The 22,729-nt window shown below is 71.4% G+C and carries 23 protein-coding genes and 1 pseudogene; 14 read left to right on the forward strand and 10 right to left on the reverse strand.

Annotated features, from left to right (window positions below; all coding sequences use genetic code 11):
- The first annotated feature begins 44 nt into the window (after positions 1–44).
- Positions 45–1,643, forward strand: coding sequence for a Na+/H+ antiporter (locus tag AC0665_RS03965; protein WP_468407471.1), 1,599 nt, complete (start codon positions 45–47; stop codon positions 1,641–1,643).
- 55 nt (positions 1,644–1,698) lie between these two features.
- On the opposite strand, the gene AC0665_RS03970 is transcribed toward AC0665_RS03965, so the two are convergent.
- Together AC0665_RS03970 and AC0665_RS03975 are read right to left on the reverse strand one after the other, a co-directional pair.
- Positions 1,699–2,607 carry a 1-aminocyclopropane-1-carboxylate deaminase/D-cysteine desulfhydrase gene (locus AC0665_RS03970; protein ID WP_478704365.1) on the reverse strand — a complete coding sequence of 303 codons (909 nt, stop codon included), beginning with the start codon at positions 2,605–2,607 and terminating at the stop codon, positions 1,699–1,701.
- A 10-nt stretch (positions 2,608–2,617) separates the two neighbouring features.
- A complete protein-coding gene (locus AC0665_RS03975) occupies positions 2,618–3,109 on the reverse strand; it encodes a DUF6010 family protein (protein WP_478704366.1) in 492 nt (163 codons plus the stop codon).
- Between the two features lie 291 nt (positions 3,110–3,400).
- Here AC0665_RS03975 and AC0665_RS03980 point away from each other — a divergent pair, with 291 nt between their 5' ends.
- The 6 genes from AC0665_RS03980 to AC0665_RS04005 all read left to right on the forward strand — a co-directional run bounded on the left by AC0665_RS03980 (position 3,401) and on the right by AC0665_RS04005 (position 9,101).
- Positions 3,401–4,807, forward strand: a complete 1,407-nt coding sequence (locus tag AC0665_RS03980; RefSeq protein ID WP_478704367.1) for a family 2B encapsulin nanocompartment shell protein — start codon at positions 3,401–3,403, stop codon at positions 4,805–4,807.
- Positions 4,808–4,918: 111 nt separating this feature from the next.
- On the forward strand, positions 4,919–6,088 hold the full coding sequence (locus tag AC0665_RS03985; RefSeq protein WP_468638665.1) for a family 2 encapsulin nanocompartment cargo protein polyprenyl transferase: 1,170 nt from the start codon (positions 4,919–4,921) through the stop codon (positions 6,086–6,088).
- Between the two features lie 314 nt (positions 6,089–6,402).
- Positions 6,403–7,017: a GNAT family N-acetyltransferase gene (locus AC0665_RS03990; protein ID WP_468638663.1), complete on the forward strand. Its 615-nt coding sequence runs from the start codon at positions 6,403–6,405 to the stop codon at positions 7,015–7,017.
- A gap of 83 nt (positions 7,018–7,100) precedes the next feature.
- The gene (locus AC0665_RS03995) at positions 7,101–7,352 is read left to right on the forward strand and encodes an LITAF-like zinc ribbon domain-containing protein (RefSeq protein ID WP_478507195.1); all 252 of its coding nucleotides are present in this window, start codon (positions 7,101–7,103) and stop codon (positions 7,350–7,352) included.
- Positions 7,353–7,437: 85 nt separating this feature from the next.
- A complete protein-coding gene (locus tag AC0665_RS04000) occupies positions 7,438–7,851 on the forward strand; it encodes a YciI family protein (protein ID WP_478704368.1) in 414 nt (137 codons plus the stop codon).
- Positions 7,852–7,880: 29 nt separating this feature from the next.
- Positions 7,881–9,101, forward strand: a complete 1,221-nt coding sequence (locus AC0665_RS04005; RefSeq protein ID WP_478704369.1) for an RNA polymerase sigma factor — start codon at positions 7,881–7,883, stop codon at positions 9,099–9,101.
- A gap of 232 nt (positions 9,102–9,333) precedes the next feature.
- Here AC0665_RS04005 and AC0665_RS04010 read toward each other — a convergent pair whose 3' ends face one another.
- Positions 9,334–10,068 carry a VOC family protein gene (locus AC0665_RS04010; protein ID WP_478704370.1) on the reverse strand — a complete coding sequence of 245 codons (735 nt, stop codon included), beginning with the start codon at positions 10,066–10,068 and terminating at the stop codon, positions 9,334–9,336.
- Positions 10,069–10,172: 104 nt separating this feature from the next.
- Here AC0665_RS04010 and AC0665_RS04015 point away from each other — a divergent pair, with 104 nt between their 5' ends.
- On the forward strand, positions 10,173–11,324 hold the full coding sequence (locus AC0665_RS04015) for an inorganic phosphate transporter (protein ID WP_478704371.1): 1,152 nt from the start codon (positions 10,173–10,175) through the stop codon (positions 11,322–11,324).
- A 70-nt stretch (positions 11,325–11,394) separates the two neighbouring features.
- On the opposite strand, the gene sodN is transcribed toward AC0665_RS04015, so the two are convergent.
- Positions 11,395–11,790: a superoxide dismutase, Ni gene (gene sodN, locus AC0665_RS04020; protein WP_020136639.1), complete on the reverse strand. Its 396-nt coding sequence runs from the start codon at positions 11,788–11,790 to the stop codon at positions 11,395–11,397.
- Positions 11,791–12,013: 223 nt separating this feature from the next.
- Here sodN and sodX point away from each other — a divergent pair.
- Positions 12,014–12,187: pseudogene (gene sodX / locus AC0665_RS04025) on the forward strand (nickel-type superoxide dismutase maturation protease); the annotation flags it as partial.
- A gap of 65 nt (positions 12,188–12,252) precedes the next feature.
- Here the strand turns inward: sodX and AC0665_RS04030 are convergent.
- Positions 12,253–12,912, reverse strand: a complete 660-nt coding sequence (locus tag AC0665_RS04030; RefSeq protein WP_363117232.1) for a CGNR zinc finger domain-containing protein — start codon at positions 12,910–12,912, stop codon at positions 12,253–12,255.
- 89 nt (positions 12,913–13,001) lie between these two features.
- Between AC0665_RS04030 and AC0665_RS04035 the strand changes: the two genes are divergently transcribed.
- Positions 13,002–13,772, forward strand: coding sequence for a class I SAM-dependent methyltransferase (locus AC0665_RS04035; protein WP_478609956.1), 771 nt, complete (start codon positions 13,002–13,004; stop codon positions 13,770–13,772).
- Between the two features lie 56 nt (positions 13,773–13,828).
- Here the strand turns inward: AC0665_RS04035 and AC0665_RS04040 are convergent, their stop codons facing one another.
- The 3 genes from AC0665_RS04040 to AC0665_RS04050 are packed head-to-tail and all read right to left on the reverse strand — an operon-like array spanning position 13,829 to position 16,514.
- Entirely contained in the window at positions 13,829–14,590 is a 762-nt protein-coding gene (locus tag AC0665_RS04040) for an amino acid ABC transporter ATP-binding protein (RefSeq protein WP_468407494.1), read from the reverse strand.
- On the reverse strand, positions 14,587–15,528 hold the full coding sequence (locus AC0665_RS04045; protein WP_468638648.1) for an amino acid ABC transporter permease: 942 nt from the start codon (positions 15,526–15,528) through the stop codon (positions 14,587–14,589). The genes AC0665_RS04040 and AC0665_RS04045 overlap by 4 nt, the downstream gene beginning before the upstream one ends.
- Positions 15,529–15,560: 32 nt before the next feature.
- Positions 15,561–16,514 carry an ABC transporter substrate-binding protein gene (locus AC0665_RS04050; RefSeq protein WP_468407498.1) on the reverse strand — a complete coding sequence of 318 codons (954 nt, stop codon included), beginning with the start codon at positions 16,512–16,514 and terminating at the stop codon, positions 15,561–15,563.
- Positions 16,515–17,139: 625 nt separating this feature from the next.
- On the opposite strand from AC0665_RS04050, the gene AC0665_RS04055 reads away from it, so the two are divergent.
- From AC0665_RS04055 to AC0665_RS04070, 4 genes are all read left to right on the forward strand, one after another.
- On the forward strand, positions 17,140–18,372 hold the full coding sequence (locus AC0665_RS04055; protein WP_363117238.1) for an NAD(P)-dependent malic enzyme: 1,233 nt from the start codon (positions 17,140–17,142) through the stop codon (positions 18,370–18,372).
- A 367-nt stretch (positions 18,373–18,739) separates the two neighbouring features.
- Positions 18,740–19,705, forward strand: a complete 966-nt coding sequence (locus AC0665_RS04060; RefSeq protein ID WP_468407500.1) for a zinc-binding dehydrogenase — start codon at positions 18,740–18,742, stop codon at positions 19,703–19,705.
- Positions 19,706–19,806: 101 nt separating this feature from the next.
- Positions 19,807–20,016, forward strand: a complete 210-nt coding sequence (locus AC0665_RS04065) for an HTH domain-containing protein (protein WP_030860301.1) — start codon at positions 19,807–19,809, stop codon at positions 20,014–20,016.
- Positions 20,016–20,588 carry a Clp protease N-terminal domain-containing protein gene (locus AC0665_RS04070; RefSeq protein WP_478609959.1) on the forward strand — a complete coding sequence of 191 codons (573 nt, stop codon included), beginning with the start codon at positions 20,016–20,018 and terminating at the stop codon, positions 20,586–20,588. Before AC0665_RS04065 ends, AC0665_RS04070 begins: the two co-directional genes overlap by 1 nt.
- A 17-nt stretch (positions 20,589–20,605) precedes the next feature.
- Here the strand turns inward: AC0665_RS04070 and AC0665_RS04075 are convergent, their stop codons facing one another.
- Together AC0665_RS04075 and AC0665_RS04080 are read right to left on the reverse strand one after the other, a co-directional pair.
- Positions 20,606–21,661 (reverse strand): PadR family transcriptional regulator, encoded by a 1,056-nt coding sequence (locus AC0665_RS04075; protein ID WP_468638642.1) that lies wholly within the window; start codon positions 21,659–21,661, stop codon positions 20,606–20,608.
- A gap of 1 nt (position 21,662) precedes the next feature.
- Positions 21,663–22,634, reverse strand: a complete 972-nt coding sequence (locus AC0665_RS04080) for a DUF4097 family beta strand repeat-containing protein (RefSeq protein ID WP_478704372.1) — start codon at positions 22,632–22,634, stop codon at positions 21,663–21,665.
- Positions 22,635–22,729 lie beyond the last annotated feature (95 nt).

Consider the following 22,729-nt stretch of genomic DNA (forward strand, 5'->3'; position numbering starts at 1 on the left):
GGTCGGGCGGAAGACCGCGTCGAAAACGAGGGTGGGCGAGAACGATGGATGTGATGCCACTGCTGCTGCTCGTGGCGGGCAGTGCGGCGATCGCCGCGGCCGCGCGGCGCACCCCGGTGCCGGCCCCGCTGCTGCTGGTGGCCGTGGGACTCGTGGTCAGCTACGTCCCCGGAGTGCCCGAGTACACCCTCGACCCCCACATCGTCCTGCCGCTCATCCTGCCCCCGCTGCTGCACACGGCCGCCACCGACAGCTCCTACCTCGACCTGCGGGCGCAGATGCGGCCGGTCGCGATGCTGTCCGTCGGATACGTGCTGTTCGCGACGTTCGCCGTCGGCTGGGCCCTGTACCTGATCGTGCCGGACCTGCCGCTGACCGCGGCCCTGGTCTTCGGCGCTGTGGTGGCGCCCCCGGACGCGGTCGCGGCGACGGCGGTGGCCCGCCGGGTCGGGCTGCCCTCGCGGATCACCACGATTCTCCAGGGCGAGTCCCTGCTGAACGACGCGACCGCGATCACCGCCTACCGGGTGGCCCTGGCCGCCGCCGTCGGCGAGGGCGCGACCTGGGCCGAGGGCATCGGGGAGTTCCTGCTCGCGGCGGTCGGCGGAGTCGTGGTGGGGCTGCTGCTGATGGCGCCGATCCACTGGCTGCGCACGCACGTGAAGGAAGTGCTGCTCCAGAACACGCTGTCCCTGCTGATCCCGTTCGTCGCGTACGCCGTCGCCGAGCAGGTGCACGCCTCCGGGGTGCTCGCCGTCGTGGTCGTGGCGCTCTACCTGGGGCACCGCGCGTGGGAGGTCGACTTCGCCACGCGACTCCAGGAGGAGGCGGTCTGGAAGATGGTCGCCTTCGTCCTGGAGTCGGCGGTGTTCGCGCTGATCGGGCTCCAGCTGCCGGTGGTCCTCAAGGGCCTCGGGGAGTTCGAGGGTGTCCAGGCCGCCTGGTACGCGGTCGCCGTCTTCCTGGTCGTCGTCGCGGCCCGGTTCGTCTGGGTGTATCCGGCGACCTTCCTGCCGCGGCTGCTGTCGGCCCGGGTGCGGGAGCGGGAGGACAGCCCGACCTGGAAGGGGCCGTTCGTCATCGCGTGGGCCGGAATGCGGGGCGTGGTCTCGCTGGCCATCGCCTTCTCGATCCCGCTCACCCTGCACGACGGCGAGGAACCGTTCCCGCAGCGCAACCTCATCCTCTTCCTGACCTTCACCACGGTCATCGGGACCCTGGTCGTGCAGGGCCTGACCCTGCCCCCGCTGATCCGGCTGCTGAAGTTCCCCGGGCGGGACGCGCAGTCGGAGACGCTGGCCGAGGCCAACGCCCAGGCCCAGGCCTCCCGGGCCGCCGAACGGCGCCTGGACGAACTCCTCGCCGACGAGCGCAACGCCCTGCCCGCCCCGCTCGCCGACCGTCTGCGCATCGTTCTGGAACGCCGCCGCAACGCCGTCTGGGAACGGCTCGGGCAGGCCAACCCGGTCACCGGGGAGTCCGTCGACGACACCTACCGGCGGCTGTCGAGGGAGATGATCAGTGCCGAACGCGAGGTGTTCGTACGACTCCGCGACGGCCGCTACATCGACGACGAGATGCTGCGCACCCTGCTGCGCAGGCTGGACCTGGAGGAGGCCGCGGCCTTCCGGGAGGCGGCGTGACGGCGGGGCGAGGCCTCGGGAACGTGGGGTCAGGTGGGCACCTCACGGAAGGCGCCTAGGAGAAGGGCCGCCCGGTGACCACCGCCGCGACGGCCGTCCCGCGCGCGAAGGCGCCTTCGCCGGCCAGGGTGACGAGCCCGTACAGCAGCTTGGCGACGTACAGGCGCTCCACCGGCAGGCCGTGCCGGTCCTCGAAGTCCGCGGCGAAGGCCTCCAGCTCGGCGGGCACGCGCGCGTAGCCGCCGAAATGGAAGCGGTCGTCCAGGCTCCAGGTGCCCCGTCGGCCGCCGAAGGCCCGCCGTTGCAGGGTCTCGGTCTCGGCGGCCAGAAAGCCGCCCTTGAGGACCGGCACGCCCAACGCGCGCTGCTCAGGAGCGAGGCCCGCCGCCAGCCCTGCCAGAGTGCCGCCCGTCCCACAGGCCACGGCGACGACGTCGGCCCGGCCGCGCAGCTCGGCGCCGAGCTCCTGGCAGCCGCGTACGGCTTCGGCGTTGCTGCCGCCCTCCGGGACGACGTACGCGTCCTCGGCGCCCGCCGCACGCAGGATCGCGGTCAGGGTGTGCGGTTCGGACTTGCGGCGGTACGTCGAGCGGTCGACGAAGTGCAGCCGCATGCCGTCGGCCGCACAGCGGGCCAGTGACGCGTTGAGGGGCCGGTCCGCGAGCTCGTCGCCGCGTACGACACCGACCGTGGCGATCCCGAGCAGCCGGCCGGCCGCGGCGGTGGCGCGCAGGTGGTTCGACCAGGCGCCGCCGAAGGTGGCGATGGCGCGGCCGTCAGCGGCCGCGAGGTTCGGTGCCAGCTTGCGCCACTTGTTGCCGATCAGCTCGGGGTGGATGAGATCGTCCCGCTTCAGCAGCAGCCGCACGCCCCGGCGCTCGAAACGGCCGTCGACGATCTCCTGCACCGGCGAGGGAAGCCGGGGCCGGAGCGCGTCGAGGCCGGGAGAGTCGGGGCTGGTCATCGGGCCATTGTCACCCGGGCGTGGCAGAGGCGGGCGTGGCGGCCCGGTCCGGGCCGGCCGTCTCGGAGCCGCTGTCGACGTCCGACGTCGCGCCGGACTGCCGCTGCCCGGGCCACCGCCGGTTCCGCGCCCACGCGATGAGCGACGGCCCGCCCCGCAGGCACCACACCGCGATGACCGGGTCACAGATCGCGCAGCCCATCGAGGAGGTGTGGGCGAACGGGATGATCGGGTTGCCCTTGATGTGGTGGACGACGTCCCACGCCGTGTGCAGCAGCCAGCCGACGCCGATCCACGTCCAGGACTCCAGGCCGCGGAAGGCGATGTACGTGAGGAGCGCCGTGAAGGCGAACTCCCAGCCGCCGAGACCGCCGCCGCTGAGATAGGCGGCTCCGGCACCGCCGACCATGAGCGCGTTCAGGCGCCGCCGGTGCGGTTCACGTACCAGGGACATCAACAGGGCGTAGAGGACGCCGACGCCGATCGGCGCGATGTACTGCATGGACGGGGCCGTTTCTGCGAGGAGTCGGGGGAGCGGCTCATCACGCTAGGCCCGGACCCGCCGGCCCCCCAGAGGCATTGGCGACAGGTTCCGACGGGTTGTCGCCAGCCGCGCCGAAGCCGCCGAACGACGCTTTCGAACCCCGGAAGGGGCCCCTCTGCCCAGCCGAGCGAAGATCCATTCCCGCTCTTTCGGGTAATAGCACCGCGACGCTGAGTGAGGAAGGCTTGCCCGTGCACATCGATGCCCGAGGCATATGGGCGTCGGTCACAACCGGGAGGGCAGTTCTCTATGTCGGTAGGCGAAGAGGTCCGCACGGAGCAGACCAAGCCGCAGCAGAGTCTCGGCACGGCGGCCGCGCGGAACCTGGCCACCACGACCAAGTCCGTGCCACAGATGCAGGAGATCAGCTCCCGCTGGCTGCTGCGGATGCTGCCGTGGGTCGACATCCAGGGTGGTACGTACCGGGTGAACCGGCGGCTGACGTACGCCGTGGGCGACGGCCGGCTCACGTTCGTGAAGACCGGCGACCGCGTCGAGATCATCCCCGCCGAGCTCGGTGAGCTGCCGGCGCTGCGGTCCTACGAGGACGAGGAGGTGCTCTTCGAGATCGCCCGCCGCTGCGAGCAGCGGGAGATCCCGGCGGGCGAGGTGATCGCCTCGTTCGGCAGCGCGTCCGACGAGGTCTACCTCCTGGCGCACGGCCGGGTGGAGAAGGTCGGCGCGGGCCCGTACGGGGACGACGAGTCCCTCGGCATCCTCGCCGACGGCGCCTACTTCGGCGACGACGCGCTGCTCGACGACGACGCGATCTGGGAGTACACGGTCCGCGCGCTCACCGCGTGCACCGTGCTCGTGCTGTCCCGCCAGGACTTCGCGCAGATCACCGAGCGCTCGGACACCCTGCGCGAGCACCTTCAGCAGCGCCGCGCGATCCCCTCGCAGCGTTCCAACAAGTACGGCGAGAAGGAGATCGACCTCTCCTCGGGCCACTCCGGCGAGCCGGACATCCCGCACACCTTCGTCGACTACGACGCCCGGCCCCGCGAGTACGAACTGAGCGTCGCCCAGACCGTCCTGCGCATCCACACGCGTGTGGCCGACCTCTACAACCAGCCCATGAACCAGACCGAGCAGCAGATCCGGCTGACGGTCGAGGCGCTGAAGGAGCGCCAGGAGCACGAGCTCATCAACAACCGCGACTTCGGGCTCCTGCACAACTGCGAGTACGACCAAAGGCTCCAGCCGCACGACGGCGTGCCCAGCCCGGACGACCTGGACGAGCTGCTCAGCAGGCGCCGCGGCACCAAGATGCTGCTGGCGCACCCCCGCGCCATCTCCGCGTTCGGCCGTGAGCTCAACAAGCGCGGGCTGGTCCCCGAGACCATCGACATGGCGGGCAACCGCATTCCCACCTGGCGCGGCGTGCCGATCTTCCCGTGCAACAAGATCCCGGTGTCGGACGCCCGTACGACGTCGATCATCGCCCTGCGTACCGGTGAGGCCGACCAGGGTGTCATCGGCCTTCGCGCCTCCGGCATCCCGGACGAGATCGAGCCGAGCCTGTCGGTGCGCTTCATGGGCATCAATGAACAGGCCATCATCAAGTACCTGGTCACGGCCTACTATTCGGCGGCGGTGCTGGTACCGGACGCGCTCGGCGTCCTGGAGAACGTCGAGATCGGCCGCTGGCGGTGACGATCCCGGTGCGCCGGCCGTGTTCCCGCCCGGCAAGGCGGGTACATCCCGGGAGTGCGAGCCCAGCGGCAGCGGAAGCGCCACCGTCCGCTCATTCTCCGAGGCGGTCCCATGGGTGAGTCCCTCACGGAGTCCAGGGGGGAGACGACGCTGCCCGCCCCCGGGCGGCAGCGCGACGCCGAGTCCCGGCGGGCCGCCGGGGCCGCGGGAGGACCGGGGGTCATCGGGACACCGCGGGACGGCGGACCGGGACGGGCCGAAGGGCATGAGGCGTTCATGCTGCTGGAGCGGGCCCGAGCGGAGGTCGACCCGGTGCTGCGGGCCGCGCTCGGCTCGCTGCCCGCGTCGATGCGCCGGATCGCGCAGTACCACTTCGGCTGGGAGCAGACCGACGGCACCCCGGGGGACGGGAGCTCGGGCAAGGCGATCCGGCCCGCGCTCGTGCTGGCCGCGGCGGCTGCCCTCGGCGGGCCCGAGGCGCGGGCGGGGGCGACTCGGGCCGCCGCGGCGGTGGAGCTGGTGCACAACTTCACGCTGCTGCACGACGACGTGATGGACCGCGACACCACTCGCCGTCACCGGCCCACCGCGTGGACGGTGTTCGGCGACGCCGACGCCATCCTCGCAGGGGACACCCTTCAGGCGCTCGCCCTGCGGCTGCTGGCACAGGACCCGCATCCGGCGGCCCGGGCCGCCGCAGCCCGGCTCGCGGACTGCGTGGTCGAACTGTGCGCGGGACAGCACGCGGACACGGCGATGGAGCGGTGCGACCCGGCCGACGTCACGCTCGACGAGGTGCTCGCCATGGCGGAGGCCAAGACGGGCGCCCTGATCGGGAGTGCCTGCGCGATCGGCGGGCTGTACGCCGGCGCCTCGGACGAGGAAGTCGGGGCGCTGGACGCGTTCGGCCGGGAGGCCGGGCTCGCCTTCCAGCTCATCGACGACGTCATCGGCATATGGGGCGACCCGGACCGCACCGGCAAGCCCGTCAGGGCCGACCTCGCAGCCCGCAAGAAGTCCTTGCCGGTGGTCGCGGCCTTCGCCTCCGGCACACCGGCGGCGGCCGAACTCGCCGAGCTGTACGCCCGGCCCGCCGAGAAGGAAGACCTCGGCCACCTCGCCCTGACCGTGGAGCGGGCGGGCGGCCGGGACTGGGCACAGGGCCAGGCGGCCGACCGGATGGCCCGGGCGATGCAGCAGCTGGCCCGCGCGGTGCCGGACCCGGAGGCGGCGGGCGGCCTGCTGGCACTCGCCGAGTTCGTGACCAGGCGCACCGGTTGACGACCCGTGCCCGCTCTCGGTGACCGGTGGTCGACGGCAGCACGTGCAGTACCTGTGACGACCTTCGGGCGACCGAAGGGCAGAGCCCCGGCAGGCCGGGGGGCGTGCGGCTCCTGACCCCGCACGCCCCCGGCCTCCGGCCGGCGGGTCCCGCACTGCCCCACGGTGTGCGGGGCCCGCCCCCTCCCCGTACGTCGCGTGGGTCGGATTTGAGCAACCGTTCGATCGAATCCCGCCAAGATCCCGCGCGTATCCCTCCGCGCGGCCCGGCCGCCCTACGATCACGCCCGTCGGGGCGAACGAAGGGGCGGGGCATGGGTGTGGCCATCCGGACTGCGGGCGCGGAGGACAGGGAGCTGATCGTCCGGCTGCTGGACCAGGCGTTCCAGGACGACCCCGTCAGCGGCTGGGTCTTTCCCGACGCGCGCGACCGCCGAGCCAAGCACCCCGGTCTCATGGCCGCCTTCACCGACATCGTGCTCGCGGCCGGCCGTGTCGACGTCACCGAGGACGGCTCGGCCTGCGCGTTGTGGCTCTCCATACCCGCGGACGAGGACCACGACGGTGACGCGGAGGACGAAGGCCCGGCCCAGGTGCGCCAGGCCGTCGACCCGGACAACGAACGCATCGAGATGATCGGTCGGCTGACGGCCGCCGTCCATCCCGCGGGGCGGGCCCACGAGTACCTGTGGATGATCGGCGTCGCCCCGGGTCGCCAGGGGGAGGGGCTCGGCACCGCGCTCATCGAGGACGTCCTCGACCGCTGCGACCGCGAGGGTCTGCCCGCCTACCTGGAGGCCAGCAGCGACCGCAGCCGCAAGCTGTACGAGCGCCTCGGCTTCGAGCCCGCCGGCCCGGTCCTCGTCCTGCCGGACGGCCCGCGGATGTGGCCCATGTGGCGCGAGCCCCGGCCGCAGCGGCCCGCCTAGGTTCCTCATGTCCCTAGGTCCCTCTCGTCGCAGGACAAACACGGCGGGAAGCGCTGAGCTCCCGACCGGCCTACCCTGAGGACATGGGCAGCCAAGAACACGTCTGTCCCAGCTGTGGACAGCCGGTGGAAACGGTCGTCCGGCGTCACAAGACGCTGGGCACCTGGGTCCCGCGCTGGGTGGCGGGCCCGTGCCGCAACCCCGAATGCGGGGCCTACGACGTAGAGGGCGCCGACACGGACGCCTCCGGCACCCCCGCCGAACCCGCCTCGAGACCACCCGAGACGGCCCCGGGGGACACGTCCCCCGAAGAGACCGTCGCGAAAAACTCCTGAGTCCGTGTCGAGATGCGCGGCCCGGCTCCGACGTCCCTGGTGAAGAGCCACCCGCCAGGGTGGTGAGAGCCGAAGGAGCGGACCGATGAAGTACCTGGTCATGGTGCAGGGCACTCAGGCGGACTACGACGCCATGCGCGGCAAGGCCTCGGCGACCTCCCCGGCCTGGAGCCAGGAGGAGATCCGGACCATGTTCGCCTACATGGGCGCCATCAACGACGACCTGGCCGAGACGGGAGAGTTCGTCGACGGCCAGGGCCTGGCCGAGCCGGCCCAGACCCGGCACGTCACCCTCGGTGGCGACGGCAAGGCAGTGATCACCGACGGGCCGTACGGCGAGACGAAGGAGCTGCTGGCCGGCTACTGGGTCCTGGAATGCGAGAGCCTGGAGCGGGTCACGGAGATCGCCGAGCGGGTCGCCCGCTGCCCCCAGCCGGCCGGCGCCCCCGACCACCCGGTCGTGATCCGGCCGATCATGGACGGCTCCGGGGACATCTGACGCACGGGACGGCACCGACGGACACGCTGGTGAGGACCACACCCGAGATCGAGGACCTGCTGCGCCGGCACGCGCCGCAGGTCCTCGGCGCGCTGGTCAGGCGGTACGGGCACTTCGACGCGGCCGAGGACGCTGTCCAGGAGGCGCTGCTCGCGGCAGCCGTGCGGTGGCCCTCGGCCGGCGTGCCCGGCAACCCGCGTGGCTGGCTGATCAAGGTCGCCTCCCGGCGGCTCACCGACGCCCTGCGCAGCGCCGAGGCCCGGCGGCAGCGCGAGGAGCGGGCGGCGGCGCTCACGCCCCGCGACGCCTTCACGGCACCGGCGCCGCAGGAGCGGGCGCCCCGCGAGGACGACGCCCTGTCGCTGCTGTTCCTCTGCTGCCATCCGGACCTGGCACCGCCGGCGCAGGTCGCGCTCACCCTGCGGGCCGTCGGCGGTCTCACCACGGCGGAGATCGCCCGGGCGTATCTGGTCCCGGAGGCGACCATGGCGCAGCGCATCAACCGGGCCAAGCAGAAGGTGCGGGGCGTGCGGTTCGGCCGCCCGGAGCGCTGGGAGCAGCGGCTGCCGTCCGTCCTGCAGACCCTCTACCTGATCTTCAACGAGGGCTACACGGCCACCTCCGGTGCCGCGCTCCAGCGCCGTGACCTCGCGGGTGAGGCGCTGTGGCTGACCCGCACGGTCCACCGGCTGCTGCCCGACGACGGCGAGGTGACCGGACTGCTCGCGCTGATGCTGCTCACCGACGCCCGGCGCGATGCGCGCACCGGACCGGACGGCGAGCTCGTCCCCCTCGACGAGCAGGACCGGGCCCGCTGGGACAGGGCCGCGATCGAGGAGGGCGTCGCACTGGTCACCCGGGCTCTGTCGCGCGGCCGGCCCGGGCCCTACCAGCTGCGGGCCGCGATCGCCGCCGTCCACGACGAGGCGCCCACTCCCGAGGCGACGGACTGGGCCGAGATCCTGGGCCTGTACGACGTCCTGGTGGGGCTGGTTCCCGGCCCGGTCGAACGCCTCAATCGCGCGGTCGCCGTCGCCATGGTCCACGGCCCGCACGCGGGGCTGTCCGAAGTGGACGCCCTGACCGACGAGTTGCGAGACCACCGCCCGGACGCCGTACGAGGGCACCTCCTGGAGCGCGCGGGCGAGCCCGAAGCCGCGCGGGCCGCCTACGAGTCGGCGGCCGACCGGACCCTCAGCCTGCCCGAGCAGCGCTATCTGCGGTCCAGGGCGGCCCGGTTGAACGACTAGGCCGTGTCCGGTCCAGAGTGTGCGGCATGGGTGGAACGGGGAAGCGGCGCGGCAGGGTGTGGCGCCTGGTGGTGATCGGGTGGGTGCTGGCCGTGGCCGTCGCGGGCGGGCTGACGCTGTGGATGCGGGACTCGGTGGAGCCGCGGGGCCCGTACGTCTGGCAGAACGCCGAGCCCGGCGAGACGCCCGACCTTCCGCCCCACCCCGGCCGCCCTCAGCCCAGCATGGGCCGTCAGCCGCGCACCGAACCCGTCTCCGGGTCCCGGGACGTCAGGCAGTACGTGCCGCCCGCCGGGTCGCGCATGACGGTCCAGCCGGAGAAGCCGGACACGAAGGCGGCTCCGAGTTCCTCGTGCCGGGCCTGGGTCGTCGCGATGTCCGCGCAGGCGAGGTCGAGGTGGGCGGAGGCCGGGCGTTCCTCGCCGAGGCGTTGCAGGAGCAGACGGACGGGAAGGCCGGGCGGCGGCTTGACCACGTGGAACTCGGGGAGGGAGCCCGGCAGCGACTCCCAGTCGGCGAGCAGCGCGCCCCAGAAGGCGACTTCGGCGTCGAAGGCCGAGGCCGCGACGTCCACGCACACCTGGTCGAGCCGGCTGCCCCGCACCACGCCCGGGCGTGACGACTGCCCGCGCCACGGATCGGCGCAGAACAACTGCCCGGCGGGCGAGCGCAGCACGACGAGCGAACCGAGGTCGGCCACCACGCTCGCCCCGAGCCGCACCGCCGAGGCGGCGAACTCCGGTACGTCGTCCACACAGAAGTCGAGGTGCGCGCCGCCGGCATCCGGCCCGACCGCCTGCACCTTCACGCACGCGTCGGCACCGTCGGGCAGCAGGGTGACGAACTCGTCGTGGTCTCCGCGCAGTTCGGACAGCCGGGTGTCCGTGACCGCCGTCCAGAAGTCGCAGGCGGCGCCGAAGGCCTCACGCGGGCGGTCGATGAAGGCGTACGTCCAGCTGATCGTCATGGGCGCGATCGTAGAGGGCGTGCGCCCCCGCCACCCGCGTGAACCTGGACCGGCCGCCGCCGCACCGACCCCCTCCCTCGGCCCGCGCTTGTTTGCATTCAGGAATGGACCACATCACGTTCCTCGTGGCAGTCGTCATCGTCACGGCACTCGCCTTCGACTTCACCAACGGATTCCACGACACGGCGAACGCGATGGCCACGTCCATCGCCACCGGCGCGCTCGCTCCCCGTACGGCGGTCCTGATCAGCGGTGTCCTCAACGTCGTCGGTGCCTTCCTGTCCACGGAGGTCGCCCGGACCGTCTCGGACGGCATCGTGGACGACACCCTCGTCTCGCCGGGCATGATCTTCGCGGGACTCGTCGGCGCGATCCTGTGGAATCTGCTGACCTGGCTCGTCGGTCTGCCGTCGAGCTCCTCGCACGCCCTGTTCGGCGGGCTGATCGGGGCCGTGTGGGTCGGGGCGGGCAGTCACGGCGTCAACGCCGACAAGGTCGTCGAGAAGGTGCTGATGCCGGCCGTGGCCTCCCCGGTCGTGGCCGGTGTCGCAGCGCTGATCGCCACCCACCTCGCCTACCGGCTCACCGACCGCGCCCACGAGGACTCCGTCACCAAGGGCTTCCGCATCGGCCAGATCGCCTCCGCCTCGCTGGTCTCCCTCGCCCACGGCACCAACGACGCGCAGAAGCCCATGGGCGTCATCACCCTCACCCTGATCTCGGCCGGGGCGCTCCGGCACGACGCCGGGCCTCCGCTGTGGGTCGTCGCCTCCGCCGGCCTCGCCATCGGGCTGGGCACCTACCTCGGTGGCTGGCGGATCATCCGCACCATGGGCAAGGGGCTCACCGAGATCCAGTCGCCGCAGGGCTTCGCGGCCGAGACCGCTTCCACGACCGTCATCCTGGCCTCCGCCCACCTCGGCTTCGCCCTGTCCACCACCCAGGTGGCAACGGGCAGCATCCTCGGCGCCGGGCTCGGCCGCAGGCTCGCGGAGGTCCGCTGGGGCGTCGCGGGCCGGATGGCGGTCGCCTGGACGGTCACCCTGCCCGCCGCCGCCCTGATCGGGGGTCTGGCCGCGGCGGTCGTGCAGGCCGGCGGGGACACCGGAACGGCCGTCGTCGCCCTGGTCGGCGCGGCCCTCGCGGCGGGCATCGTGCTTGTCTCCCGGCGCAACCCGGTGCACGCGCGGAACGTCAACGACGCACGCGAGGCCGGCATCCGCGCCGAGCCGTCGAAGGTCGGCACCGCCGCCTGACCGACAGATGGGCACACGGCGAAGGGGCCCGGCCGGTTCTCGGCCGGGCCCCTTCACCGCACGAAGGCGGTCAGGCCTTCTTGGTCTCCCAGAAGATCTTGTCGATCTGGGCGATGTAGTCCAGCGCCTTCTGGCCGGTGGCCGGGTCGGTCGACGCCTTGGCGGCCGAGAGGGCCTTCAGGGTGTCGTTGACCAGCTGGTGCAGCTCCGGGTACTTCTCGAAGTGCGGGGGCTTGAAGTAGTCGCTCCACAGCACCGAGACGTGGTGCTTGGCGAGCTCGGCACGCTGCTCCTTGATGACGGTGGCGCGCGCCTGGAAGTGCGGGTCGTCGTTGGCGGCCATCTTCTCCTGCACGGCCTTCACCGACTCCGCCTCGATGCGGGCCTGGGCGGGGTCGTACACACCGCAGGGAAGGTCGCAGTGCGCACTGACCTTGACCTTGGGGGCAAACAGGCGGGAAAGCATGGAGCATTCCTTCCTCGTGATCGTCTTCTCACAGGGGACATTACTCCGTGAGGGACGGCTTTTGGCGGGTGCCCCCTTGGGCTTAGGACAAAAGTCCGGGGTGAGACTGAGACTGGTGGACGAAGAACCGGGGAGGTGCCGGGTGATGCCGGAGCTGTCGCAGGAGTCCGAGCGGGGGAGGCCCGCCCCGCCCTTCGGGGTGGCCGAGGTCACCGGGCCGTCCATGGTGCCCACGCTGTACCACGGGGACCGGCTCCTGGTGCATTACGGGGCCCGGGTCAGGCCCGGGGACGTGGTCGTGCTGCGCCACCCCTTCCAGCAGGACCTGCTGGTCGTCAAGCGGATCGCCCAGCGCCGCGAGGGCGGCTGGTGGGTGCTCGGGGACAACGCGTACGCCGGTGGCGACAGCACCGACTACGGGGTCGTGCCCGACGAACTGGTGCTGGGGAGGGTCCGGTTCCGCTACCGGCCGCGCAGGCCGGACCGGCGGTCGCCCTGGGCGCTGCTGGGCTGGGCGCTGTCGGCGGCCAGGCCCGTGCTGTCGGGCACGTCGGGCCGGGTGGCCTCCAGGCGCTTGCGGGCGCGGTAGGCCGCCACGTTGGCGCGGGTGGCGCAGCGGTCGGAGCAGTAGCGCCGCGAGCGGTTGGTGGAGGTGTCGAGGTAGGCGTTGCGGCAGGGCGCGGCCTCGCACAGGCCGAGACGGTCCACGCCGTACTCGGTCAGATGGAACGCCAGCCCCATCGCCGCGATCGCCGCGTAGCCGGCGGTGGCGTTCGACGGGTGGTCCGCCAGGTGCATGTGCCACAGGGGGCGGCCGTCGTCGTCGCGGACGTCGTGCCCGGAGATCTGCGGGCTCACCGGGAACTCCAGCAGCAGCGAGTTCAGCAGGTCGACGGCGAGCCTCTCGTCGCCGGAGTCGGCCGCCTCGAAGACCGCGCGCAGCCGGCCCCGGACCGAGCGGAAGCGCGTGACGTCCGCGTCGGTGGCGCGGCGGGCCGCCGACTGCTGGCCGCCGAACAGATCACGGACGGCCTCGACCGACGTCAGGTTGTCCTTGCCCCGGGCCGGCTCCTCGGTGTTGACGAGGCGCACGGCGTAGTCCGAGTAATAGGCCAGTTCCACTTGTAGTCCTTACGGAGGGGCTCTAGGGTCGTGATCGTGTACTGGTAACAGCTGACGGTGCATCCAGGGTATTACGAGGGAGGGGCTCGATGACGGACGCGGACACCCGTACCGCCGCCACCGACTGGCAGGCCTGGCAGGAGAGCTGGGACCGGCAGCAGGAGTGGTACATGCCCGACCGCGAGGAGCGGTTCCGGATCATGCTCGACATGGTGGAGGCCGTCGTGGGCACCGCCCCGCGCGTCCTGGACCTCGCCTGCGGCACCGGCAGCATCACCGCCCGGCTGCTCGCCCGGTTCCCGGACGCCACCAGCACGGGCGTCGACCTCGACCCGGCGCTCCTCGCCATCGCCGAGGGCACCTTCGCCGGCGACGACCGGGTCACCCTGGTCACCGCCGACCTCAAGGACCCCGACTGGCCGACGCGGCTGCCGCACGACTCCTACGACGCCGTCCTGACCGCGACGGCCCTGCACTGGCTGCACCGGGAACCTCTCGCGGAGCTCTACGGCCGCCTGGCCGGACTCGTCCGCGACGGCGGGGTGTTCATGAACGCGGACCACATGATCGACGAGACGACGCCCCGGATCAACGCCGCCGAGCGCGCGCAGCGCCACGTCCGCATGGAACAGGCCAGACAATCCGGCGTCATCGGCTGGACCGAGTGGTGGCAGCTCGCCGCCCAGGACCCGGCCCTCGCCGGACCGGCGGCCCGGCGCCACGCGATCTACGGCGCCCACGCCGACGGTGACATGCCGTCGGTGCGGTGGCACGCGCGCGTGCTGCGCGAGAAGGGATTCGGCGAGGCCAGGCCGGTGTGGTGCTCGCCCTCGGACACCCTGCTGCTCGCCATGAAGTAGACCGCGCGAAGGGGGCGGCACGGGAATCCCGTACCGCCCCCTCGCCGTGTGTACCGTCAGAGCACCTTGGACAGGAACGACTTCGTCCGCTCGTGCTGCGGGTTCGTCAGCACCTCGCGCGGGTGTCCGGATTCGACCACCACACCGCCGTCCATGAACACCAGGCTGTCGCCCACCTCGCGGGCGAAGCCCATCTCGTGGGTGACGACGATCATCGTCATGCCGGACTCGGCCAGGTCGCGCATGACGTCCAGGACGTCACCCACCAGCTCCGGGTCCAGCGCCGAGGTCGGCTCGTCGAACAGCATCAGCTTGGGGTCCATGGCCAGGGCCCGGGCGATGGCCACCCGCTGCTGCTGGCCGCCGGAGAGCTGGGAGGGGTAGCTGCCCGCCTTGTCGGCCAGGCCCACCCGGTCCAGCAGTTCCAGGGCGCGCTGCCGGGCCTGGCCCTTGTTCACGCCCTTGACCTGGATCGGCGCTTCCATGACGTTCTCGACGGCCGTCATGTGCGGGAACAGGTTGAAGCGCTGGAAGACCATGCCGATGTCGCGGCGCTTGACGGCGACCTCGCTGTCCTTCAGCTCGTAGAGCTTGTCGCCCTTCTGGCGGTAGCCGACCAGCTCGCCGTCGACGTACAGACGGCCGGCGTTGATCTTCTCCAGGTGGTTGATGCACCTCAGGAAGGTCGACTTGCCGGAGCCGGAGGGGCCGATGAGGCAGAACACCTCGCCGGACTTCACCTCCAGGTCGATTCCCTTGAGGACCTCGATGGGCCCGAAGGACTTGTGGACGCCCTCGGCCTTGACCATGGCGGTCATGCGGTGCCTCCCGTCGACGCCGAGCGGTTGGACAGGGACAGCACGTTGGCCTTGATCTTCTGGAACGGCGTGGCCGGGAGCGACCGGCTCGAACCACGCGCGTAGTAGCGCTCCAGGTAGTACTGGCCGATGCTGAAGACCGAGGTCAGCAGCAGGTACCAGGCCGCGGCCAGGAACAGCATCTCGGCGGGGGCCCCGGAGGTCTGGCCGATGTCCTGAGCGGCTCGCAGCAGCTCCGGATACTGGACGACCGAGACCAGCGAGGTCGTCTTCAGCATGTTGATGACCTCGTTGCCCGTCGGCGGCACGATCACGCGCATGGCCTGCGGGATGACGATCCGGCGCAGCGTCTTGGTGTGGCTCATGCCCAGCGCGTGCGACGCCTCGGTCTGGCCCTCGTCGACCGAGAGCAGACCGGCACGGCAGATCTCCGCCATGTAGGCCGCCTCGTTCAGGCCGAGACCCAGCAGCGCCGTCAGGAACGGGGTCATGAAGTCCGACCACTCGTCCTTGTAGAACGGCCCGAGGTTGATGTACTCGAAGACCAGTCCCAGGTTGAACCAGACGATCAGCTGGACCAGGACCGGGGTACCGCGGAAGAACCAGATGTAGAACCACGCGATCGACGAGGTCACCGGGTTCTTCGACAGGCGCATCACGGCGAGCAGGACACCGCCGATGATGCCGATCGCCATGGATAGGACGGTCAGCAGGAGCGTCTTGCCGACGCCGTCCAGGATGCGGTCGTCGAAGAAGTAGTCCGGGATCGCGTCCCAGTTGATCTTGCCCTGGGAGAACGCGTAGACGATGCCGCCCAGCAGGGCGAGGGCGACGACGGCGGAGACGTACCGGCCGTAGTGCCGGACCGGGATGGCCTTGATGGCCTCCGGTCCGGCCGGGGGTGTGTCTCCGGCCGTCTTCTCGATGTCAACAGTCACGGGTAGTGCCTTTCAGTGCCGCTGCGCTGCGGTCACTTGCCGCCGTTGATGGTGGCCGCGTCGATGGTGCCGTCCGTGACGCCCCACTTCTTCATGATCTTCTCGTACTCGCCGTTCTTGATGACGGCGTCGAGAGCGGCCTTGAGGGCGTCCCGCAGCTGCGTCTGGTTCTTGGCGACCGCGATGCCGTACGGAGCGGCCTCGACCTGCTCGCCGACCAGCTGGAAGTCCTTGCCGCCGCCCGAGGTCTTCACCGCGTACGCGGCGACCGGGAAGTCGGACGAGCCGGCGTCGGCACCGCCCGCGCGCAGACGGGTCTGGGCCTGCTGGTCGTTGTCGAAGGGCTCGATGGCGATCTTCTTGCCGGACGGGCACTTCTTCGACTCGGCCTTGGCGAGGTCCTCGGAGACCGTGCCGCGCTGCACCACGATCTTCTTGCCGCACAGGTCGGACCAGGTCTTGATGCCCTGGTCGTCGCCCTTCTTGGTGTAGATCGACACACCGGCGGTGAAGTAGTCCACGAAGTCGACGCCCTCGCCGACCTTCTTGCCGGTGTCGGAGTCGATGCCCTCCTGGCGGTCCTTGGTGTCGGTCATCGCGGACATGGCGATGTCGTACCGCTTGGAGCGCAGACCCGTGATCAGCGTGTCGAACGTGCCGTTCTCGAACTGGAAGTCGACCCCGAGCTGCTTGCCCATGGCGGCGGCGAGGTCCGGGTCGATACCGACCGTCTTGCCCGAGCCGTCCTTGAACTCGACCGGGGCATAGGCGATGTCGGAGCCGACCTTGATGACGCCCTTGTCGCGGATGGCCTGCGGCAGCTTGTCGGCGAGCGGGGCGGAGGCGGCGGTGTCGCTCTCCTTGCCGGTGTCCTTGGTCTGGTCACCGCACCCGGTGAGCATCAGCGCGCCTGCGACCGCGATCGCACCGACCGCTGCTAGCCGGGAGTGCGCGGCGGTCGTACGACGGGTGGAGCTTGCGGTCATGGTGGGTTCCTCCGGCGGATGGGTGGAGTTGCCGATGGGGCGGGCCGTCGCCGATGGGTTCGGCACGGCCGTGGCATGCCGAAGGGTTCGGCAGTGCCGTGGGTCGACGAGAGCACACCTCTTCGAGTGTCGCGACCTCGTGTGATTACGGCATCTTGCCATTCGGACTGCGCCATTCTGGGGGCCAGCCATGTCAAAATCGGATAACGGGCGACCCCCGAACCGCACCACTCCGGTACATCACGGCCGGACCTTCTATGGGAATCGACCCTTCCGGCCGGAAGAACTTCGGTAAATCCCGGGATTTCGATACGGGGCCCGCGAGCTTCGCCAGTGGTTGAGTGGTTGTAGCCGGTTTGTCCAGGCCTTGTCCCGATTTTGGACGAAGCGTCAGTGCCCTGTCATGTGACCTTCGCGTTATGGACTCGTCGTCGACGCCGTCCGTCCGGTAAGAAGGGTTTTTACACCCCTCATCCGGGGCTCAGGGCGCGTGTGCGGCGCGCCCGTCGCGTACGCGCCCGTACGTATCACGTACAGAGCACGACCACGGCCGTGCGCGGTCCCGCCCACCCCTCACCAGGAGTGGCCACCCTCAAAACAATGAAGATTTAAGGGGTAAAACGAAGTGGCAGCGGAGATTGTCAATCCTCGCAGCGAGAGCAAGACCGGCGATACGGATCACGAGGGCGGTGCGGAGCCCCTCGACTCCTTCGACCCGGCGTTCGCGTTGCACCGCGGCGGCAAGATGGCTGTGCAGGCCACCGTGCCGGTCCGCGACAAGGACGACCTGTCCCTGGCGTACACGCCCGGCGTCGCGAAGGTGTGCAGCGCGATCGCGGAGCAGCCGGAGCTCGTGCACGACTACACATGGAAGTCGTCGGTCGTGGCCGTCGTGACGGACGGTACGGCCGTGCTGGGGCTCGGTGACATCGGGCCCGAGGCCTCCCTCCCGGTGATGGAGGGCAAGGCGATCCTGTTCAAGCAGTTCGGTGGCGTGGACGCGGTTCCGATCGCCCTGGCCTGCACGGACGTCGACGAGATCGTCGAGACCGTGGTGCGGCTCGCGCCGTCGTTCGGCGGCGTCAACCTGGAGGACATCTCGGCGCCCCGGTGCTTCGAGGTGGAGCGCAAGCTCCAGGAGCGGCTGGACATCCCGGTCTTCCATGACGACCAGCACGGCACGGCCGTGGTGACGCTGGCCGCCCTGCGGAACGCCGCGCGGCTGAGCGGGCGGGCGCTGGGTGAGCTGCGGGCCGTCATCTCCGGCGCCGGCGCGGCGGGTGTCGCCATCGCCAAGATGCTGGTCGAGGCCGGGATCGGGGACGTCGCGGTGGCCGACCGCAAGGGTGTCGTGTCGGCGGACCGGGACGACCTCACGCCGGTGAAGCAGGAGCTGGCCGCCTTCACGAACAAGGCCGGGATCACCGGGTCCCTGGAGTCGGCGCTGGACGGGGCCGATGTGTTCATCGGCGTGTCCGGTGGGACGGTCGCGGAGTCCGCGGTGGCGACGATGGCCAAGGGCGCGTTCGTCTTCGCCATGGCGAACCCCAACCCCGAGGTGCACCCCGAGGTCGCGCACAAGTACGCGGCGGTCGTCGCGACCGGGCGGTCGGACTTCCCGAACCAGATCAACAACGTGCTGGCGTTCCCCGGGATCTTCGCGGGCGCGCTTCAGGTGCGGGCCTCCCGGATCACCGAGGGGATGAAGCTGGCCGCCGCGGAAGCGCTGGCCGCTGTGGTCGGGGACGACCTCGCCGCCGACTACGTCATCCCGTCGCCGTTCGACGAGCGGGTCGCCCCGGCGGTCACGGCCGCGGTGGCGGCCGCGGCTCGGGCCGAGGGCGTGGCCCGGCGCTGACGCCGACGCAGGTGTGAGGTGGCCCCGCCCGGGACCGGGCGGGGCCATTTCTTTGCTTCGGGGTGGGGCTGTTCGGGTGGTGTGCGGTGGCGTGCGGGGCGCAGGGGGCGAGCGTCGTCGTTCGACGCCAGGTGGGGGTGAGCGCCCTCGTTCGACGCCGGGCGGGGTGCGGGCGGGGTGCCTTCGCGCCTGGTGCCGGGCGGGGCGCGTGCGCGCTTTCGTCTGGCGAAGGATTGCGGGTCGCTGGTCGGGGCCGCGCCGGGGGTGGCCGTCCTCGCGGACAACACTGCCGCCCACCTGGCAAGAGGGTGTGTCTCACAGGGGCGGATGGTTCCTTCGGGTTCTCGCGGAACCTATCGTCATGGTCATGTTCGCTGTCTACGCCGCCCGAATCGACCGCGACCAGCCGCTGTCCGGCCTGGAGCTGGGAGAGCGTCCGGCTCCCGAGGCCCGTCCCGGCTGGAGTACCGTCACGGTCAAGGCCGCCTCCCTCAACCACCACGACCTCTGGTCCCTGCGGGGCGTGGGCCTCGCGGAGGACAAGCTGCCGATGATCCTCGGCTGTGACGCCGCCGGCGTCGACGAGGACGGCAACGAGGTCGTCCTGCACTCCGTGATCGGACAGAGCGGGCACGGGGTCGGCCCGAAGGAACCCCGTTCCATCCTCACCGAGCGCTACCAGGGCACCTTCGCCGAGCAGGTCGCCGTGCCCACCTGGAACATCCTGCCCAAGCCCAGGGAACTCTCCTTCGCTGAGGCCGCCTGTCTGCCCACGGCATGGTTGACCGCGTACCGGATGCTGTTCACCAACGCGGGTGTCCGCCCCGGTGACTCCGTGCTGGTGCAGGGCGCCGGCGGCGGTGTCGCCACGGCGGCCATCGTGCTGGGCAAGGCCGCCGGGCTCCGGGTCTTCGCCACCAGCCGGGACGAGGCCAAGCGCAAGCGGGCCGTGGAGCTCGGGGCCGTGGAGGCCCTGGAGTCCGGGGCGCGGCTGCCGCAGCGGGTCGACGCCGTGATCGAGACCGTCGGGGCCGCCACCTGGTCGCATTCCGTGAAGTCGCTGAGGCCCGGCGGCACGCTGGTCATCTCCGGCGCCACCAGCGGCGACCGGCCCTCCCACGCCGAGCTGACCCGGATCTTCTTCCTGGAGCTCAAGGTCGTCGGGTCCACGATGGGCACGAAGGACGAGCTGGAGGACCTGCTGTCCTTCTGCGCGGCCACCGGCGTGCGGCCCGTCATCGACGAGGTCATGCCGATGGACCGCGCGCGCGAGGGCTTCGAACGGCTGGCCTCGGGCGAGCAGTTCGGGAAGGTCGTGCTGACCAACCCCTGAGTCCTTCCGCAGGTGCGGAGACGGCCGGTCCGATGCGGACCGGCCGTCTTCGTTTGTCAACTGCGGTTGACGCATGGCGGATGTCAACGTAAGTTGACGTCATGACCGAAGCAACCGATCTGGCCGAGCGTGCGGGGGACCGTGACCCACGGGTCGGCCTGCGGGCCGTCGCCGCACTGCGCCGGCTGCTGGAGCAGCTGGAGACCGTGCAGGTGCGCAATGCGCGCAACCAGGGCTGGTCCTGGCAGGAGATCGCCACCGAACTCGGTGTGAGCAGGCAGGCCGTGCACAAGAAGTACGGGAGGCATTGATGTTCGAGCGGTTCACGAAGGACGCCCGGGACGTGGTGAAGGGCGCGTACGAGCATGTGGAGGGCGGCGGTGGGGGCGGGCAGTGCGTGGAGCCGGAGCATCTGCTGCTGGCCCTGCTCGACCGGGAGGGCAGCCGTGGGTCCTTCGCACTCGCCGCGCTGGGACTCGGTGAGCGGCGGGAGTCCGTGCGGGAGGCACTGCGTGAGGCGAGGCGTCGGGCCGGACTGACACAGGCCGAGACCGATGCGCTCGCCGGGCTGGGGATCGACGTGGAGGAGATCGTCGCCCGGGTGGAGGAGACCCACGGGGTCGGCGCCCTGGCCGGCGACCGGAAGGACAAGCGGTGGTGGTCGGGGCGTACCTCCTTCGGCCGGGGCGCCAAGGACGTGCTGGAGCGCTCCTTGCGGGTCGCTCTGGCCCAGCGGGACCGGCACATCGGGGACGAGCACATCCTGCTGGCCCTCACGCAGCGCCCCGGCGTGCCGGCCGAGGTCCTCGCCGACCACGGGGTGACCTTCGAGTCCCTGGTGCGGGTGCTGTACGGCAGCGGTGGCGAGGCCAAGGCCGGCTGAGGGCTGCGGCCGGGCGGCTACTTCTTCTGCGTGCGCAGGAGCGCTCCTATGTGGGCCGCCGCCGTCGACAGATGACGGCGGGCGTCACGAAGCTGGTCCGGAGTGACGCCGTGGTCGCGGGCCGCGTCACGGATGTCGTCCCGGAAGCGGTCGAGCAGACGGTCCAGGTCGCGGGCCGGGTCGCCGGTGGAGTCCGTGGCGTCCTCGTGGGCCCAGGCGGGCTCGTAGGCGGCAGGGAAGTCTTCCGTGGGCGGTGAGGACGCCGGATCGGCGGCCGGCCGGCCCGCGCCGGACCAGTCGAAGCCGAAGTCCTTGCCGTAGTCCTTGCCGAACTCGCCGACTTCCTTGACCAGTTCGCTCAGGCCCTCGCGAAGACCCGTCGGCCAGTCGCCGCGGGCGAAGTGGTCCTGCACCTGCTCCTGGACGCGGCGGGTGATGCGCTGCACCTGTTCCTGGGCCTGGGCCCGCGCCTGCTCCTGGGCCTCCTTGGCCTGGCGGCGGGCGCGCTGGGCGTCCTCGCGGGCGCGGCGGCTCTCGTCCTTGGCGCGCCGGGCCTGCTCCTTCCACTCCTGCCGGGCACGGCGCATCTCCTCCTTGGCGATGCGCCAGGCCTCCTTGTCGCCGTGCTGCGAGAAGTCGCCGTAGGGGGCGCCCGACGGGCCGTCGGCCCTGGTGCCGGTGTCGCGGCGGGCCTCGCTCGCCGCGGCGCGCATCTCGCGGCGCAGGTCACCGGCGGCGCCGCGGACGTCGTCGCGGATCTCCGCGGCCAGTTCGGCGACGGACTCCCGGATCTCCAGCTCCAGGTCGGCCAGCTCGCCGCTGCGGTCGGCCAGTTCGGCGCGGCCCGCGTCGGTGATCGAGTAGACCTTGCGCCCGCCCTCGGTGGTGTGGGTGACCAGGCCCTCGGTCTCCAGCTTGGCCAGGCGAGGGTAGACCGTGCCCGCCGACGGTGCGTACAGCCCCTGGAAGCGCTCCTCGAGGAGGCGGATCACCTCGTAGCCGTGGCGCGGGGCCTCGTCGAGCAGCTTCAGCAGGTAGAGGCGGAGGCGGCCGTGGGCGAAGACGGGGGGCATGTCAGAGCACCTTCTTGTCGGTCGTGCCGTCGGCCGGGGTGGACGCTGGGCCGTCGCCCGGGCCGGAGACGGAATTGTCTCCCGAGCCGTCCCGGGGGCCGCGCGGCGGGGCCGCCGCCGCGTCGCCGGTGCCGGGGCGCGTGTCCCACGGCTCCTCGGGCTCGTCCTCCCGGGCCGGGCGGCGCAGCAGGGCGATCGAGCCGGAGACGGTGGTGGCCCGGAGCTTGCCGGTGCCCGCGCCGAGACGGCCCGTGATCTTGTGGGCGCCCCACTGGCCGTGCACGCGCAGCCCGTCGAAGGCGTTGGAAACGGAGCCGCTCGCGGTGTTCGCCTCGACGTCCGCGTCGGCCGGGTACGGCAGCCGGATGGCGATCTCGCCCGAGACGCTGGTCAGCCGGACGTCCGTCGGGCCGTTCGGGTCGAGGTCGACGATCATCGAACCGCTGACCGACTCCGCCCGCACGGACGGGCCGGAGCCCTGGACCACCGTGAGGTCACCGGAGACCGAATTGAAGCGCAGGTCGCCCGTCACGTCCTGGGCCTCCAGGTTGCCGGAGACCGTTTCGGCGCGGACCGGGCCGGAGAGGCCCACGAGGGTGGTGTCGCCGGTGACGCCCTTGACCACCGTCGGGCCCTGGATCCCGGAGACGACGGCGGCCGCACCCACCACACCGACCTCCACCCGGGTGCCTGCCGGGACGGCCAGGGAGACCACCGCGCTGCGACGCCAGCCCTTGCGGTCCAGCCACTTGAGGAAGCCCTTCCAGGGCAGGTCCTCGTAGGCCACCGTGAGGGTGCCGTCCTGCTGGGTCACCACCAGGGGTGGCCCCTCGAGCTCGGAGATCTCCAGGCGGGCGGAACCTTCGTCGGTGCCCACCACGTTCACCGTTCCGTTGACCAGGCGTACGTGCAGATCGCTGACAGGCTCGTCGAAGGTGAGCTTCCTCGGCTCTGTGACGGACCACTCGGACATGGTGCAGACCTCCCCGACTCGACGCGCCATATCGCGTCCTCTCGTATTCACGATATATCGCGGTCCGGGAAAGTCAAGGCACCCGTCCTCGGGAC

It is taken from the genome of Streptomyces sp. NPDC043685 (assembly GCF_056436585.1).